The sequence below is a fragment of the Rhizobium sp. P28RR-XV genome (assembly GCF_012641385.1).
Classification (GTDB): Bacteria; Pseudomonadota; Alphaproteobacteria; order Rhizobiales; family Rhizobiaceae; genus Rhizobium.
Genome location: NZ_JABAIG010000024.1, coordinates 37,566 through 53,706, shown reverse-complemented (window position 1 = coordinate 53,706; position 16,141 = coordinate 37,566). Strand labels below are relative to the sequence as shown.

Annotated in this window: 14 protein-coding genes; 3 read left to right on the top strand and 11 right to left on the bottom strand. The window is 51.0% G+C overall.

The genetic code is table 11. From position 1 onward, the window contains the following. Positions 1-10: 10 nt before the first annotated feature. Positions 11-1,585, top strand: coding sequence for a glycosyltransferase family 1 protein (locus tag HGP12_RS31965; protein ID WP_168880128.1), 1,575 nt, complete (start codon positions 11-13; stop codon positions 1,583-1,585). A 2-nt stretch (positions 1,586-1,587) separates the two neighbouring features. Beyond that, a complete protein-coding gene (locus HGP12_RS31960; RefSeq protein WP_168880127.1) occupies positions 1,588-2,574 on the top strand; it encodes a glycosyltransferase family 2 protein in 987 nt (328 codons plus the stop codon). A gap of 63 nt (positions 2,575-2,637) precedes the next feature. On the opposite strand, the gene HGP12_RS31955 is transcribed toward HGP12_RS31960, so the two are convergent. The 10 genes from HGP12_RS31955 to HGP12_RS31910 all read right to left on the bottom strand — a co-directional run bounded on the left by HGP12_RS31955 (position 2,638) and on the right by HGP12_RS31910 (position 14,871). Beyond that, entirely contained in the window at positions 2,638-3,747 is a 1,110-nt protein-coding gene (locus tag HGP12_RS31955; protein ID WP_168880126.1) for a glycosyltransferase, read from the bottom strand. Further along, on the bottom strand, positions 3,748-5,514 hold the full coding sequence (locus HGP12_RS31950) for a glycosyltransferase (protein ID WP_168880125.1): 1,767 nt from the start codon (positions 5,512-5,514) through the stop codon (positions 3,748-3,750). It abuts the gene before it with no gap. Positions 5,515-5,619: 105 nt separating this feature from the next. After that, the gene (locus HGP12_RS31945) at positions 5,620-6,375 is read right to left on the bottom strand and encodes an SDR family NAD(P)-dependent oxidoreductase (RefSeq protein WP_168880124.1); all 756 of its coding nucleotides are present in this window, start codon (positions 6,373-6,375) and stop codon (positions 5,620-5,622) included. Between the two features lie 120 nt (positions 6,376-6,495). Further along, positions 6,496-7,209 (bottom strand): ABC transporter ATP-binding protein, encoded by a 714-nt coding sequence (locus tag HGP12_RS31940; protein ID WP_168880123.1) that lies wholly within the window; start codon positions 7,207-7,209, stop codon positions 6,496-6,498. Positions 7,210-7,220: 11 nt separating this feature from the next. Then, positions 7,221-8,003: an ABC transporter permease gene (locus tag HGP12_RS31935; protein ID WP_168880122.1), complete on the bottom strand. Its 783-nt coding sequence runs from the start codon at positions 8,001-8,003 to the stop codon at positions 7,221-7,223. 292 nt (positions 8,004-8,295) lie between these two features. Next, positions 8,296-9,138 carry a glycosyltransferase gene (locus tag HGP12_RS34380; RefSeq protein ID WP_312862962.1) on the bottom strand — a complete coding sequence of 281 codons (843 nt, stop codon included), beginning with the start codon at positions 9,136-9,138 and terminating at the stop codon, positions 8,296-8,298. 338 nt (positions 9,139-9,476) lie between these two features. Further along, entirely contained in the window at positions 9,477-10,613 is a 1,137-nt protein-coding gene (wecB, locus tag HGP12_RS31925) for a non-hydrolyzing UDP-N-acetylglucosamine 2-epimerase (protein ID WP_168880121.1), read from the bottom strand. Then, entirely contained in the window at positions 10,603-12,195 is a 1,593-nt protein-coding gene (locus HGP12_RS31920) for a hypothetical protein (protein WP_168880120.1), read from the bottom strand. Before HGP12_RS31920 ends, wecB begins: the two co-directional genes overlap by 11 nt. After that, entirely contained in the window at positions 12,192-13,565 is a 1,374-nt protein-coding gene (locus HGP12_RS31915) for a phenylacetate--CoA ligase family protein (RefSeq protein ID WP_168880119.1), read from the bottom strand. Before HGP12_RS31915 ends, HGP12_RS31920 begins: the two co-directional genes overlap by 4 nt. Before the next feature lie 199 nt (positions 13,566-13,764). Further along, positions 13,765-14,871 (bottom strand): glycosyltransferase family 4 protein, encoded by a 1,107-nt coding sequence (locus tag HGP12_RS31910; RefSeq protein ID WP_168880118.1) that lies wholly within the window; start codon positions 14,869-14,871, stop codon positions 13,765-13,767. A 296-nt stretch (positions 14,872-15,167) separates the two neighbouring features. Here HGP12_RS31910 and HGP12_RS31905 point away from each other — a divergent pair, with 296 nt between their 5' ends. Next, positions 15,168-15,536 (top strand): phosphomannose isomerase type II C-terminal cupin domain, encoded by a 369-nt coding sequence (locus tag HGP12_RS31905; RefSeq protein ID WP_205926775.1) that lies wholly within the window; start codon positions 15,168-15,170, stop codon positions 15,534-15,536. 14 nt (positions 15,537-15,550) lie between these two features. Here the strand turns inward: HGP12_RS31905 and rfbC are convergent, their stop codons facing one another. Next, a complete protein-coding gene (gene rfbC / locus HGP12_RS31900) occupies positions 15,551-16,099 on the bottom strand; it encodes a dTDP-4-dehydrorhamnose 3,5-epimerase (protein ID WP_168880117.1) in 549 nt (182 codons plus the stop codon). Positions 16,100-16,141 lie beyond the last annotated feature (42 nt).

The following is a 16,141-nucleotide window of genomic DNA, read 5'->3' as shown; positions in this document are numbered from 1 at the left end:
TCTAATAGCGATGAAAGATAAATTGCGAATTGCCGTTGAATGCTACCATCTTCTCGCCCGCGACAAAGGCGCGGGCGGCGCAGGGGAATACATTCATGGGTTGCTTGAGCTGCTGCAGCACAGGGCTGATCTCACTATAATATGCAGTGAAAACAACTACGATTCGCTGCAATATTATAGCAGTGCCAATTGCATTAAGCTTGCAGAGCTGACTTCCGAGTCCGTTAATAGGATTTTGGAAACGGCTGACATCTTCTATGATCCGTTAAATGGAATGCACGTACCCGATGTGCGAACGGATCGACCCGTCGTATGTTCGATTTACGATCTGCAACACTCGGTTCATCCAGAATTTCTCGGCCCTGAAATGGTTGCCGCTCGAGACGTCGCATACGGGTTTGCAATCGAGCGTTGTGACAAAGTTGTGACTCTGACCGATGCTGAGGTTCGCAATTTTCGGCATTATTGGGGTGCCTCGAATGTTGATTATGTCTATCTGGCGCCGTATACATGGTACCATTATACGCCGGCCGCTGATCAGCGGGTTCTGCAGGCCGATTTTAACAATGGCTCTGGGTACCTAATTTACCCGGCGATCCCCTGGCCCCACAAGAACCATACATCGCTTATTCAAGCCTATTCCCTGTTATTTGAATCTCTCGGGCCAGAAAATTGCCCGCATTTGGTCATGACGGGCGCTGATCACTCGTTGTCCGAATCACTGCCGGCGCTACAGTCGTTGCAAGACCGAGAGGTTCGAAAATATATCCACGCGTTGGGCTTTGTTAGCTCCGAACACTTGGCATCTCTCATGAAGAATGCAAGGGCTATGGTATTTCCTTCCTTGTATGAGGGGTTCGGTATTCCAGTCGTGGAGGCATTACAGTTTCGAACACCCGTCATCTGCAGTCCGCTCCCGGCACTGGAGGAGATCTGCGGACAAAGCGTAGCTTATTTCAGGGATCCCAAAGATCCCCAGAAAATCTATGAAGATATTGCCGCGATCCTGTCAAATCCATTGCAGGTGGTGGAGTCACCGTTTAGTCGCGAACGTGTGTTAGACGATGCGCTTGCCCTATTTACGCATGTCGTTGCGGACTTTTCGGTCAACAAGCAGCCGGAGTCCTTGGCTTTTCGCAGGGCTCTTGCCGAGGATGTCGCCACGTTACACCATCCCTCTCCGGCGTCTGAATACGTGCCCGCTCGCGTATTGAAGAAGGAGATTTCCGGCGACGTCATCGAAGCGATTTTTACCGGAGACGTGATCGATTTGTCTCGCCTAGTGGAATTCGCCAGGCTTTCGTCGAGCCCAGGAAAACGAACGCCGTTTCATGTGATTGCCAATCCGTCGTCGAGCACGATCGATTGGCGGAAAGTGCAGATCGCTATCGCCCATTTGCAGCTTAGATCTCATCAACATTCCGTAGCGCCTACTGAGGCGGCATTCATTTTTGGCGCTCAGCATGAAATCGATACAACATCGCTGGGCTCGGCATCTGCACTTAACCATAGTGAGCCTCCGAGCGTGATAGTCTATCGAAACGCTTCGAGCTTCGACGAAAGAAACCAATTCCTGGTGATATGACCATGCCCAGCAAAATTGCCGTTATTACTCCCGTAAGGAACCGCCGTGAAAAGTCGTTGCGCTTTTTGGAGGTTCTTTATTCGCAAATCAATGTTGATCTCTCCGTTTATATTGTCGATTCCAATTCGACCGACGGTACCGCCGATGGTATTTTGGAGAAATATCCAACTACCACGATTGTGCGGGCAACGGACGACGACTACTGGACCGGAGCTACCAATAGAGGCATCCAGCGGGCCCTCGATGAAGGTGCAGACAAGATTCTCACCATCAATGATGATGCCATTATAGATAATTCGTTTGTGGGCGAGCTGGACCGCATATCGAATAAATATTCGACGATGATCCTGGCCGCTCGCCAAGACTTTGAACATGACCGTGGGTTAATTTGGTCAATTGGAGCTTACCATGACTGGAATAAAATGAATCTATTTCAGTTGCGGTTCCACAACATGAGATTTGAAGAGCTTCCGCCGGAAGTGAAGGGTCGCGATATTATCGAGGTAGATTTCGCGGCGGGTAATGGCGTTCTCATCAACCGCGCTGTATTTGAGAGGATTGGACTTTATGATGAGGTGAACTACCCGCATTACCATGCGGACTCTGAGTTCCTACTAAGAGCGCGAGCGAATGGGATCCCCAGTTACGCGACTGTTCACGCGCCTATACTCTACAATGACATTTCGGATCATCTTCGGAAGCACGAGCAGGACGAGCGAGCCCGGCGCGAAATACAGTCTTCACCGCCCAGCGAACCGGACCGTTTCAGGTTGCTTTTGGAATCCTATCTGGCGCTTCGTGGCTCAATAAAAAGCAACTTCTATGGCCCAACGGTCAAGCATCACATCAGCACTTATGGCGGCGGTGGCGACGCTGAATATTTGAGGAATAGCGTTATTCTGTTGGATCAATTATTGGAGGCAGACAGTCCGCTTCGCAGCGTGAGTCTCGGCACGGCCATTAAATGGCTGAAAGAGGGTGTAGTCTGAGCGCGGTCCGCCAAGTTTAGGATTCGTCTATTAGGCTGGAAATTTTGTCCGCGAATTTTGGAGCTAATTCTGGCTCATCTGCGCAAAAATCTTGGAGAAAAGCTCGTCAGAAATTTCACTCCAATTGGCCGGCTCGACTTCATGTGTTCCTGGCTCCAGCGGTGATAAATCCATGACATGCCTCATACGCGTCACGAGCTCACGTACAGAATGGGGATCGAAATAGATCCCCGATTTGCCCATGATCGATCGGAATACCGGTATATCGGAACAAATAATGTGGTTTCCGAGCGCCGCACCTTCTATCAATGGCAGACCGAAGCCCTCAGCGAAGGACGAAACAATTAAGCCGAGGCTCTTTGTTAGAACGTAGCGGATCTCAAAATCTGATGGAAAATGTAGAAAGTGAAGATGTTGCGGATACTTGTTCAACAGTTCTTGCAGCTTAAGAAATTCGAAATCACAGTGCCATCCGAATTTTCCCATAACTATGAGCTTAAAGGGCTTGCCTTCTTGAGCCAAAATTTCGACGGCGCTTAAGACAGTCGCGAGATTCTTGCGAGGCTCGATTGTCGACAACCAAGAAAACACTGGCTGGTTTGCACAAGTTGCCGCTTCCCAAACGGGGCGCCGGATTTGAAGTAGATCTCCGATGGGAACAGGTAGAAAATCTGTCCCCAATTGGAAGCGGTCGATTCGCGGACGCGCTTCCGCGGTTTCGTCCTGCGACAAAATACTTTCGATGGATTCGATCGAGTCTTGAGAGTTGGTCAAGATCAGATCCGACCGGCGAGCGATGGTTTCAAAGTATTTCCGAAAAAGAACCGCCATTTCCGCCTCGAAGTAAGCCGGACTCGTCATTGGAAGCACATCGGGCAGGAATGTCGCCATAAACTTCATTCTCCGCCCCCAACGGGAAATCTGGCGGGCCTTTTCCTCGGAGAAGTCGAGTGTTAGATCAAGATTGAAAAGGCCAAATTCGCCCGAAACCTCCAACGGGTTCCCGTCAGTGTCGGCAAAATGGTATTGCCCATCGGCATCCAAGAAGCCCAGAATTACATTGGCAGAAAATCGCTCCGGGATTGTGGAAATGATATTCTGCACCACCCGATGAACACCGGAGTAGGTCACACGGCGCTTGATTTCAGAAATATCACAAACCAACAATGGCATTCACTCAATCTCCGGAACGTGCGGAAGGCTGACAAAGCCCGCTCGTATCTTGCTGATAAACGATGTGGCAAATTGCGCTTCCAGTGGACGAAACGCTGGCAGATCGTTCAGGTCTGAGCGAAAAAAATAGCCAAACCTCTCGGGTAGATCCACGTTGGCCTGAAAGAATTCTAGGTAGAACTCCTCCATGGACCTGTTATCCTCCAGAGTTATTGCATTCGGCACCTGCGCCTCCGAAGTAAGAATGAGCAAATGATTTACATGGTGAACCGCAAGAAATTCAACGATCAATCTCAGCCGGTTAGCGCTGATCAACTTCAAAAGATCAGGTCTCGCTACCAGTACGTGTGAAGCATAGCCACCATATCGTGTTGCCGCCGACGTTGCACAGCCCCATAGCTTCGGTGCGCCATAGTACACGTTAATTCCTTGCAAGGCTGACTGGAGTACACTTGCTTTCCACTCCATGGCGCGGTCCTGGGGCCAAACAACCGTAAATTCGACCTCCCGATCGATCGAAGCCCTGAATCGTGCTATTTCCTGCGCAATCACGTCAAATCCATAGGTCTCACCGCCAACCAACACCACATGCAGGTGGTGGGATGCGGCACCAATACGAACGACATCAACGACGGGACTTGCGAGACGCTGCCGCTCTAATGTCGCGTCTTCAATCACTTGAAAAAGTGATCTTCTGGATTCTTCGGGGGTATAGCTTAGACTGTTCTGCCTACCTTCTTCCAGAATGCCGCGCGACGGCGGAGTCTCCAAAAGAGCGATAATGTCGTCGGCGATCGCATAACTATCTTGCGCATCGCTGAAAAAGTGCCCGCCCTCGCCAAGGACTTCAACAGAAACGGCATTCCTCGCCGCGATCACCGGCGCACCCAGTCTCTGCGCCTCTATTAGAGGCAATCCGAACCCTTCATAGAGGGAGACGAAAGGCACCAGCTGGCAGTTCCGATAGAGTTCGACTTTCGTAATCTCATCAACAAAACCCAATTGCACAATGTCGTTAGCAAAAGGGGACGCTTTGCGCCTTTCCTCTATCAAACTAAAATCTGTATCGCGCTGGTAACCACCGCTGAGGACGAGTTGTAGAGGTGTCGCACGACAGGATTTCACAAAATCGAAAGCCTCGTACAATCGAAAGTGATTTTTATGAGCCCAGTTAAGAGCGGGATAAAATAGGAATGGCTTAACTGGAATTATACCATTGACAATTTTTCCGAGGGAACCAATGGCATTGGATTGCTCGGAGATGTTCGTATGAAGGCGCAAGCAACGGACATTGGCCGTTGGGTAGAGTCGCGAAATCGCATTTCTCTGCGCCTCTGATATAGTTATCACAACATCTGATTGCGCAACCGTGCGCTGAAAATCGACTTCGCGTTGGTTTCGTATATGGCTTGGTAAGAACTGTGGCGCGTCTTTGTGTTGGACATCAAGAATGATTCCAAATATCAAACATTCATGCGGAATGGGTGGTGTATCGAGGTTTCCGTTTGTGAGTGAAAAGTAGAAATCTGGTTTCCAGCGGAGCAGCGTGTTATCCGACGTCTCTACCAGATACTCGACGCCCGGAATGTTCCCGAATGCTTCTTTATCAAAATTGGAGCTGACCAAAAGTTTGGTGTCGTAGCGAGCCGCAATTTCTTTCGCGATCCAGCTAAAGACCCAAAACGCGCCGCCTGATCCTGATTGCGGTGTACGGGCCTCCCGCAAATCAACAACTGCTCGAGATTCACTGCGAGGTTCTATAGGCAAAATTATCACTCCAAGCGCAAAGAGAATTTGCGCGCATTAATAGCGCCGTAATTGAACTAGAAATCGCGACGCTATTGATTAAATCTACCCACGCTCAAGCTGACGTTAGCCAAAGTTGTTATGCATGAGCCAATCTCTTCCAGAGATTCTTCCCGCTGCGGGCGATAGTAGGAAAACAATCAATGCGGCAACATCGTTCGGAGAGTTCATCTGCCGCATCTCAATATGATCCTCAACGTATTTCCGATAGATCTCTGGAGAGACGTCCTTTTTTCGTGCGAGTTTTTCGATATCGAGATGCGTCATGTCGGTCTCTACCCAACCGGGACAGACAGCGTTCACAGTGATTTTTCTTGTGCCAAGTTCTTTAGCCCAAGTTTTTGTCAATCCTATAAGTGCAAACTTGGTCGCGCAGTATGCGCCGAAGTCCGCACGTCCCTCGATACCAAGCTGGGAGGATATGTTCACAATACGACCACCATCCGCAATCATTGGCAAAAGTAGCCGAGTAAGGTGAAATACGCCCGTCAAATTGGTGTTGACTATACGATCAAATGTGTCACGGCGCGAATCAGCAAGGCTCTCTTGCTCGCAAATGGCTGCGTTGTTGATCAAGCCGAAGAACGGACCTTCTAATGTCTTAGGAAATCCACTGTCATTCACTGCTATTAAGCTTTGATCGTAGTCATGGACGATCACATGCGGATGATTCAAATGTTCTGCAGATGACGTGGAGCTTTGATGCGACCGGACAAGAGCGTGCACCTCGTAACCGGCTTCTACCAACGCAGCGGTTGTCGCCTTGCCAATCCCGCGGTTTGCTCCGGTAACCGCGATCCGCTTTAACCGATTGGAATTCACATAAGTACTCCAAAAATTAGGAAGAGGCGCGAGGATACCTCCGTCGGCCGTGCCAACGGTAAAGCATCCAGCGCAACTTCGACCTGCGTTAATCGAACTCGGCGTTAGGGATACACTATTTTAGCTCGATGAAATATCGACAATATTGCCGTGCTCCAACGTAATTGTCTTATTACAGAACCGCTCGATTAAACTTTGGTCATGCGAGGCAAGCATAAGAATGCTCGCATCGTTAACAAACTTATCAAGGCGAGCGCGCATCTTCTGAATGAATCCGGCGTCACCTGCACCAATACCTTCGTCAATCAGCAAAATGTCCGGCTTGATTGAGGTCGATATTGCAAATGACAAGCGAGCGAACATCCCCGCCGAATAAGTTCGGAGCGGCAAATTAATAAAGTCACCCAACTCCGTGAACTCGACGATTTCGTCAATCCGTTCTGAGATTTGTTTCGCGCTAAGGCCCAGCACGTACCCTCGAAGGTAAATATTCTCGATTCCACTTGAATCCGGGTCCATACCGGCGCTCGGATCAATCAGTGTTCCAATGTTTCCAACTGTGCGGACTGTGCCACTAGTCGGTCTATACAGGTCCGCAAGCACCCGCAACAAAGTGGACTTTCCGGAGCCGTTATGGCCGATCAAGCCGATGCGCTCGCCGTCGCACACCTCAAGGTTAATCTGATTCAAGGCGCGAACTTGAACATGATCGCCCTTAGCTGAGCTGATACGCCCCCCCGTGGCTTGTGAGAGAATACGTTTCTTCAAAGAGCGCGAATTTGTTCCGTAGACGTTAAACTCAACACTGAGATTCGTAATAGATATATGCGGCATCCACAGTATCCTTAGACCCAGTAAGGAAGGCGCCCATATGCCTTCCGATAAACAACAAGAGCCGCAAAGCTACCCGCGACTGCCATTACACTGCAGACGATCCACGACGTGTATTCCGGTGCCTCCCCAAGCAAAGGCGCGCGGACGATTTCTAATAGATGATAGGCTGGGTTGAAGTCTATTACCGCCGGCCGCTTCGGAAACTGCCGGACTGACCAAAAAACAGGCGTAACAAAGAATATGATTTGTATCACGCTATTGATCAACTGCGGGATATCTCTGTATCTCGTCGAAAACAGCGCGGCGAGAAGCGATAGCCATGCAAGATTAAGCAAGAAGAGCAAAAATCCCGGTATAAAGAGAAGATAGTTGTGGTTCAGGGAGTGTCGAAAATATACAAAAACTAGCACATAGATCACCATATTGTGCGCGAGGACAATGGTGTTCCGTGCAAACGCTCTATAAAAATGAACTATAAGCGGCATGGGGACATTTCTAATGTATCCCTCACGCTCGATGAAAGCCACACACCCCTCGGTGATCATTGACGAGAGAAATGTCCAATAGATGAGGCCAGTCGCAACATAAGGCACGAAATCAGTCAAGTCCCGACCAAACAAACTGCCAAAGACCACAGATAAAGACGCAATCATCACGCCGGTACTCAGTGTTATCCAAAATGGCCCCAAGAGAGATCGACGGAAACGTTGCCTAATATCGTGAAGGGCAAATTTGAGCCAAAGATCGCGTTTTAGAAATCCGGCTAGAAGATCATGCTGCGCCAGAGCCGCCATGTTTTCTCCGCTTACAATCCGCTCAGGCTCCGGATTTCCTGCGTCAGAATTTACAGACGGCCTTTCATCTTGTGCACCTATTAAAGTTGTCAAACTCTACGTCTCCATCGTCAGCAATCCGAGCGCCTACTTATCAAAAGAACATGGCCGAATCTAGCCGGGGAGCCGTGGACGGCGGCGGATTTACACGACAGAGATTTATACCAACGCCCGTTTAACGTGTAATTCCCGGACGCACGTGATCTCCACGAAACGCATCGCGAACTGGAATGTCATGTTGGGCTCCATTTCGTCATTGCGCGTCTATGATCGGAACCAGACGTTGCATCATCCTGTCCAGGCGCGCATTCCAACTGAAATTAGCCAGATCCGGGTGGCCCAATGCTATCGGTTCGGGCGGGGACGCGAGTATTGTTGCTACCGCTTCTACCATTTCTTGCGGGGTATCAATGATGCTAATTTGCTCGGCCAATTGTGACAAAGCTGCTATTCTCGTCCCTACCACAGGTTTGCCAGCCGCAAGGTACTCATACAGTTTCATGGGGAATACTCCCGACATATAACCGGATGTTAGATTAGGGAGTAGAGCGACATCAATCCCACGCAGATAATCAGGCAGGACATCATATGTTTTGTAGCCTAGGAAATGTACATTCGACCGCTTCGCCAAACGAGCAACAATTGGATTAGCTTGGCGTTCTGGTTCTTGACCTATGAAAACCCAATTCCAATCTGGACTTAATTGGACGCATTTTTCGATAAAATGGAAATCCAGCTTATAGTCTGAAAGCACACCCACGTAACAGAGTTTCGGACCATTGATACACCCTAGGTCATCCGGAATTGACCCCTTTTGCCGGGCTTGGGCAAAGTGCTCGATATCCGCCACGTTTCTCTCGTAAATTGCCCTCGGTCCAGCGATTCTTGCGCAGTGATCCTGCAAGTACGGGCTTGTTGTAAACACCAAATCCGCCCGGGCTAACAGATCGTCTTCCATCATTCTAAAGATGGTGGCGTCTACACCAGGAATTGCTGCCAGGTCGTCGACGCAGTGATAGACCATTGCGGCCGCGGGAATGGCTTCGCTAACGCCGCTAATATAAGGATGGTAGGTCCATAGAACGATATCTCCCACAGAACTTTGAGAACACCAATTCTGTATTGCCCAGCGTAAAAGCCAACCATTTAGCCTCCTCACTATCGCAAATCTGTGGCCGAGCGGAACTGTGAGCGGCGAAAGAACCCATAGGTTTCCGCCCCTTTCAGTCGGCGCCGAAACCCCCCGCCGCAGCCTGGCTACCATTCGCTTGATATCCCTGGCATTTCCTCTTGGGGGCCGAATTCCAGGCGATTCGATATAGAGAACCCGGTGACCTCTTTCGGCAAGGCCTTTAGCTACATGTTGCTTGTTCGTCCAATATGGCGCGAGCCAATCAGCGGTCGAGAACAAGATGAAGGTCAGCCTGCGCTCGCTCAAAACGTCACCGGGGACTCTTGCGAAAGAATCTCAACTATTCGAGACGCTGCTTTTCCATCTCCATATGGGTTTGGGCGCCCCTCGAGCTGCAAGCGTCGATTCTCGCGGAGCCAACGTGCTGCGGCTGATACGATCTTGTCATGTACGATGGGGACGAGACGCGCGAAACCTGCCTTGACTCCCTCAGGGCGTTCCGTAGTTCGACGAAGCACGATAACAGGCGTTCCGAATGATGGTGCCTCTTCCTGGAGCCCACCGGAATCGGTGAGGACCAACTCTGCTGCCGACAAGCAGTGAAGGATATCGGGATAACTGATTGGATCGGATAAAGTTATATTTTCGATACCTGAAAGCGCCGGCACTACTATCGAGCGCACATTTGGGTTCAAATGGACCGGAAAGAAGAATAAGCGATCGGGAAATCGTTTTGCCAACGTTCTCACGGCTGCCACAATGATGTGGAGATCTCCCTCTAAGCTTTCGCGACGATGAGATGTTATAAGTACAAATCGCCCATTACTGAGGGAGACGGCGTTATTCACGGCTTCACTGACAGCTTGTTGATACCCGGATTGCCGAAGCTCCTCCAACGCGTCGACAACCGTGTTGCCGGTCACAAAAATCTTGGAGGCCGCAACACCCTCCTTCTGTAGTTGTCGAGCCGCACGTTTCGTCGGAGCGAAATGTAATGTGGCGAGGGATGCTAGAAGCCTGCGATTCATCTCCTCTGGAAAAGGGTTGTAGCGATGGTATGTCCGCAGCCCGGCCTCAACGTGCCCAACAGGGATCCTGTTGTAATGTGCGGCTAGGGCGGCGCTCAAAACTGTTGTTGTGTCGCCTTGAACAAGAACCAGATCCGGCCGCGCAGTTCGGAAGACCTCGTCGCACGCCGAAATTGCCCAACTGGTTAAGCCAGTTAACGATTGACCAGGTTTCATAATTTCCAGATTGACGTCGCAGGAGAGGTTAAAACTCGACAACGTCTGTTGCAACATCTCGCGATGCTGGCCGGTCGAAACAAGAGTGCACCTCAGTGTGCCGGCCCGTGATTGTAGTTCTCTAACAACAGGAGCCATCTTAATTACTTCCGGGCGCGTACCCACGATGACCATTATATGACGTTCACTCACCATCAACGATCTCCGAGAGAGGCATGTTCCTGCCGCGCCAGCTAACTCGAAATTCGAGATTGCGTTCAAGAGCAAATGCCGTGCCCTCAGAGATTTCGAATCCGCGTTCGGTTTTACGCAATGACAACCGCATTTTTGCGGAAATCCAGTCCAGGGCATCTACTTCATTCAGCCACAGCGTGCTTTGATCGTGCCCTGCGTTTCCAATGTAGTTCAAGAAGTCGGCATGCATTGCTAAGCGCTTTTCTTCAGAACCCCATCCGTATTCATATCGCGGCGAGAACGGATGATCGAGATAACCAAACATAGATTTGGCTTTGCGCGCGGCATCAAATGCTTGCTTGTTAATTGCCAGTGGATCCTCCTTGCTGAGGAGGCAGTCGCCATGCAGCATACATTGTTGGCTATGAGTTATTAGACCAGACGAATCTCCAGGTATGGTCCCCCCTCGCGCCAGCAACATTTCAGGATCGTTCGCTATGATGCCGCCTACGAAGCCTTGAAGGCCGGCTCGGCGCAATGCCCGCGGCACATAACTTGGATTCTGGTGGAACGGCGAAACAGCATACCGAATGGTTACATCTGGGAGGCGCTCCTCCAGCCAATCGGATGACGTTCGCGCCTCAAGAAAACATGCTTCTTCGGAACCACCCCATTCAGGTGCGTGCGTAACAGAATGGGACAATACCGCCCCTCCTGCATCAATTATGTCTTTTAGAAGGGCGACATGAGCGTCGCCTTCCTGCTGTCCCGTCTTTACTGCCACTGAAAAGGGCAAGCCGCGGCTTCTGTATAACTCAAAGAGTGGTCGCGCGGACGCAATGTCTTCATCGCAATCAAGACGCATCGTGACGACGCCATCAAAGCCACAGGGTGTCTCGCTCACCACAGGAACACAAGGCAAGACTTCGTGTCGCCAGTCGGCTAGGAATGTCTCTACAACAACCCACTCAAGGCTATCCACTCCACCCGTCGCGCGATTCCACCAGAGCAACGACGAAGTCTCGGTTTCAAATAGCGTGACAAACGGCATTTCTTCGCTGTTGGTGGAAGTAAATGCGGATGCAATTACGGTAGCTTGAGAGGCCTCCACAGCCATCGAAATGGACCACGGTCCTCCGTCCGCTGCTATCCGCCCATATCCCAGATTGTTCCACTCGTTAGCAAAGTCAAAACGAAGAAAGGGACGAGAGCGAAAAGGCGAAAAAGTTCCCAGTGGATGCGAATGCCACCGCACAGCCGCCTCGGACTCAGCAAATTCATAAGCACACGCAGGTTGGCACATTGCAGCGTCCAGCCAAGAAGCCGGAATTTCACCAACGCCCGAAAGGCCACACAACGAGGCAAGGTCGGTAGGCATAGATCCAAAGATCAAGATCTTGGAGTTCAGGCTAAGCGCCTTCTCGATTTGGCCGTATCGACTATGATCCGGAGATACAAAAACGAAGACACCGCCATCGACAATTATCGAAGTATCATCCGATGTGCTAACTGTTACCATGCCGCGAGTTGTGGAGCGCCGCAGCGCTTCAGTGATAACATCCGACGCCAATTTATTGGTGACATCTGCAAAAATTGTAATCATGAGCGAGATGCGCTTTCCGGGAGAAGGTGCCGGAATTTTTGCCGAACTCCCACCAACTTGAGTTCGGCCAATGAAATGAACTCGACTTTGACCTTGTCTGACCACCACGAGTAAATGCGGTCTCTGACAACATTTTCATCCACCTCAGCTTCAAGCACTAGGCGAAAAACGGGAATACCTTCGCGCATTTCGATCTGAAACTCGCGAATTCCTCCGACACGATCGAGCACATCTTGAATATAATGTGTTGGAAGTGGGGTGCCCGCAATTGTTATAACATCATGAATACGACCGACCATTTGGGAGATTACTAGGCCCTCCACACCCTCGGCTATAACGACGTTGTCACCTGTTCTGTATCGCAACAGCGGCATCATCCTGTTGAAAAGGGGAGTAATGACAAGCTCGCCGTTTCGGGAACCGTGAATTTCCGGAAAGCCGCTGTCTTCTGTTGGGCGAACTTCTGGCCAAGCGTAAAATTCATAAAATCTCATGTCGGTAGACGCGGGCTGAAGCTGATAAGCGATGACCCCTGCCTCCGCCAGGCCATAGCGGTTGATTACTCGACATTGAAGGACCCGTTCTATTCTCTCCCGCTGACGTGGCTCTAACAGCTCACCGGATGACTCGAATACCTCGAAAGCTCGATCCCGTCCGCGCGTCGCTTGGACATGTTCCGCTAGCCGATAGGCCGTCGATGGATGCGCATGAGCAAGATGTGGCCGTATCCGTTTAATCCTACGCCAAATGGCTTCCAATTCTTCATTTGAAAAGGTCGCGAAGAAAATATTGTCGCGGTTCATGGCAAAGCACTTTACGTGTTCGCGCCATCGATCTCGCCACGGAAACACTTCGGGAAATTTTGAGGCAAAATGCAACTCGCTTCGCCAGTGCGGGCTGCCGACATATTGACGGCTGGCCTGTGTGACGGCGGATGACCAATCAACGGCCTCCTGATCGTAATAAATCATTGCGGAGGGTCCTGTTGAACCTCCGGTTTTCGCTCCGTGCAAACGAATGCTCGCATAATCCTTGCGAAGAAGCCGTACCCCTTGTTCTCGGATTATATCTTTAGTCATGTAAGGAAGATCCTCTATATATCGAGGATCTTTGCGGATCTTGGTAGGATCAAATCGCCTCTCTGCGAAAAGATCTTGGTAATAGGGCACCATCTCACCTGCGAAAACCACCATTTCGGCAAGCCGAGAAGCCGCGCGTGACAGTCGTTCGGCCGGTGACCGGTCGAACTCGTCGCGGACCCACTTGGTCTTGCTCCGGATATCGCGCCCTTCAAAGTACTCCGCAAACGGATAAACTATTGAGGTAGCGAGGATCCCTCGCATTCCATTCCGGAGCGCACTCAAAATCATAATTTTTTTTCCACGTCAGCGCTGTCTTCAGCAGGTGCTAATGCGGTCGCGCCATTCTTGTCAACCATCTCGGAATAAGGGGGCGGATTGCCTCGGAATTTGCAGGCTCACTTCTCGGTGGACAAACGGGCTCAGTTCTGCGCGGAAATCAACAATCTGGCTGCTAATCGATATCGGGTTTGTATTCCAGAGTTCAATTTTAGCTTCCCAACTCGTGATAGAGACGACAATATTGTGAACACATCTTCTCTGCCGTAAAACAAGCAAGATAGCGGTCACGCGCTGCGGCACCCAGCACGGCAGTTTCGTGCTCGTTGTCCCAGATGGACTTCATAGCGTTCGACAGAGCATCGACATCGTTGGGCGGCACCACGAACCCGGTTATCTTGTCCAGGTTGACATAGCTTGTCCCCGTGCCGATTTCACATGAAATCATCGGCTTGCCGAACATTGACGCTTCGACCAGAGAAAGCCCGAAGGCTTCTGAGCGAAGATGCGAGGGAAAGACGACCCCCGCAGACAGCTCGAGCAGAGCAATCTTATCGTTGTCCGACAAGGATCCGAGAAAATGAATATTGCGCGGATTTTGCCCGGCGGCCTGCTTCAGTTCCGCCTCCATCGGCCCACTGCCAATGATAACGATATCGAGGCCATTGCGTTTCGCGGCCTCCAGCAGGATGTGGACCCCCTTGTAATACCGCAGGACGCCGACGAATAGGAGAAAGCGATTGGGAAGCTTACCGCGCCAACGGGCTACCGTCGCTTCATCCGCCTTAGGATAGTCGGCCTCGTCCAGGCCCAATGGGATCACTGTCGTCTTGGATTTGAAGCTTTCCAGCACATCACTCGACATGAGGTAGTTGGGAGATGTCGCCACAATGCGGTCGACGCTTTTCAGAAAACGAAACATTAACGGCTTGTAGAATTGCAGCAAGATCTTCTGCTTCACGATGTCGGAATGATAGGTCACGACAGTCGGCTTGCCGGGGGGAACGGTCAGATGGACGATATCCATCACTGGCCACGGAAAGTGATAGTGGACGATATCCGCCTTCTGGCTCAATTCTCGAAATCGCCCGAACGCTTCGCGCGAAAAACCGGTGGATGCGAATTCGAAGTCGAGCTTAGCCTTGTACGCCATATGCCCGTCGAATTCGACGCTGTTTTCTAACGGCGTTTTACTAAGTGAGAGAACATCTGATTCTATGCCATATTTGGCGGTACCCTTGGCGATCGCGTGAATGGTGCGTTCAACCCCACCGAATGTGTCGGGCCAATATGTTTTGAAAAAATGTAAAACGCGCATTCCACTCCTGTATAGAAAAGTGATGGCTGCGTCACCTCGAGCATCGTTAAGTCGGAGAAAACATCAGAAGCCACGCAATCTCCAGGCCAATCGCCGGAATATTTCGGCTGCATCGACGTCGACCGCACTGAGGGTCGACTAATTCTGAACTAGTGTCCTTAAGCAACTTGGATAGCAACGTGCGAGAAGGCGCTTTTTGCCACCATTCGCAGAAAACCCTTGCTCTGCCAGCCCCAGTGAATTAATCCCGCGCATTATTTTCGGTCGCCGATCGGCTTATCGTAAAGGAAATCTCATTGAAGTCGGGAAGCTTATACCAAGTTGGTGACAATGATCAGCGCCCTTGGGGCACGTGGCATGTGCTTGATATCGGTGATCACCACGTTGTTAAACGCATCGTTGTGAATCCGGGAGAGCGGCTATCCCTGCAATATCACAATCACCGTTCGGAGCGTTGGACCGCCGTTTCGGGGCATGGTGTTGCCGAGATTGACGGAACGGAACACGCTCTGCGGCTCGGGCATACAGTCGATATTCCGCTCAAGGCGACACACCGGGTTTCGTGCGCCGGAGATAAGCCGTTGGTTTTCATCGAAATTCAATACGGCGAGCTGCTCGACGAGAACGATATCATTAGGCTCAGCGACGATTACAATCGGGTCTGATATCGAAGCCGAATTTAATCGAATAGCTCGGCATCCGTCAACAATGGTTGCTGCCGATCTTTGGCGGAGAGCGTGAGCGCTTCCGTCACCTTCCAGTCGATGGCGATCTGCGTATCATCCCAACGGATACCGCGATCGCTCTCCCGCGCATAATAGTTGGTGGTCTTGTAGAGAAACTCGACATGGTCGCTCAATGTCAGGAAGCCATGCGCAAAGCCTTCGGGAATCCAGAGCTGACGCTTGTTTTCCGCAGACAGAAGAACGCCGACCCATTGGCCGAATGTCGGTGAGGATTTCCTGATATCAACGGCAACGTCGTAGACTTCGCCGGCCACCACCCGCACCAGCTTCGCCTGCGCATGCGGCGGCAGCTGATAGTGCAGACCCCGCAGAACACCCCTGCCCGATCGGCTGTGATTGTCCTGCACGAAATCGGCGCTTCGGCCGATCGCTGCTTCGAACTTCGCCTTGCTGAAGCTTTCGAAGAAGAAGCCGCGATCGTCGACAAACACCATCGGCTCGATAATCTTTACATCGGGAATAGCGGTGTCGATGGCCTTCATTCGTCGTCCTGCTCGGATTGTTAGCAAGGGAGGTGCGGCGTA

Coding starts and splice junctions, on each gene's coding strand:
- HGP12_RS31935 (WP_168880122.1), bottom strand. CDS start 8,003: ATGGCGGCTCTGGCGCAGCATGATCTTCTAGCCGGATTTCTAAAACGC.
- HGP12_RS31940 (WP_168880123.1), bottom strand. CDS start 7,209: ATGCCGCATATATCTATTACGAATCTCAGTGTTGAGTTTAACGTCTAC.
- HGP12_RS31960 (WP_168880127.1), top strand. CDS start 1,588: ATGCCCAGCAAAATTGCCGTTATTACTCCCGTAAGGAACCGCCGTGAA.
- rfbC (WP_168880117.1), bottom strand. CDS start 16,099: ATGAAGGCCATCGACACCGCTATTCCCGATGTAAAGATTATCGAGCCG.
- HGP12_RS31910 (WP_168880118.1), bottom strand. CDS start 14,871: ATGCGCGTTTTACATTTTTTCAAAACATATTGGCCCGACACATTCGGT.
- wecB (WP_168880121.1), bottom strand. CDS start 10,613: ATGGTGAGTGAACGTCATATAATGGTCATCGTGGGTACGCGCCCGGAA.
- HGP12_RS31920 (WP_168880120.1), bottom strand. CDS start 12,195: ATGATTACAATTTTTGCAGATGTCACCAATAAATTGGCGTCGGATGTT.
- HGP12_RS31915 (WP_168880119.1), bottom strand. CDS start 13,565: ATGATTTTGAGTGCGCTCCGGAATGGAATGCGAGGGATCCTCGCTACC.
- HGP12_RS31955 (WP_168880126.1), bottom strand. CDS start 3,747: ATGCCATTGTTGGTTTGTGATATTTCTGAAATCAAGCGCCGTGTGACC.
- HGP12_RS31965 (WP_168880128.1), top strand. CDS start 11: ATGAAAGATAAATTGCGAATTGCCGTTGAATGCTACCATCTTCTCGCC.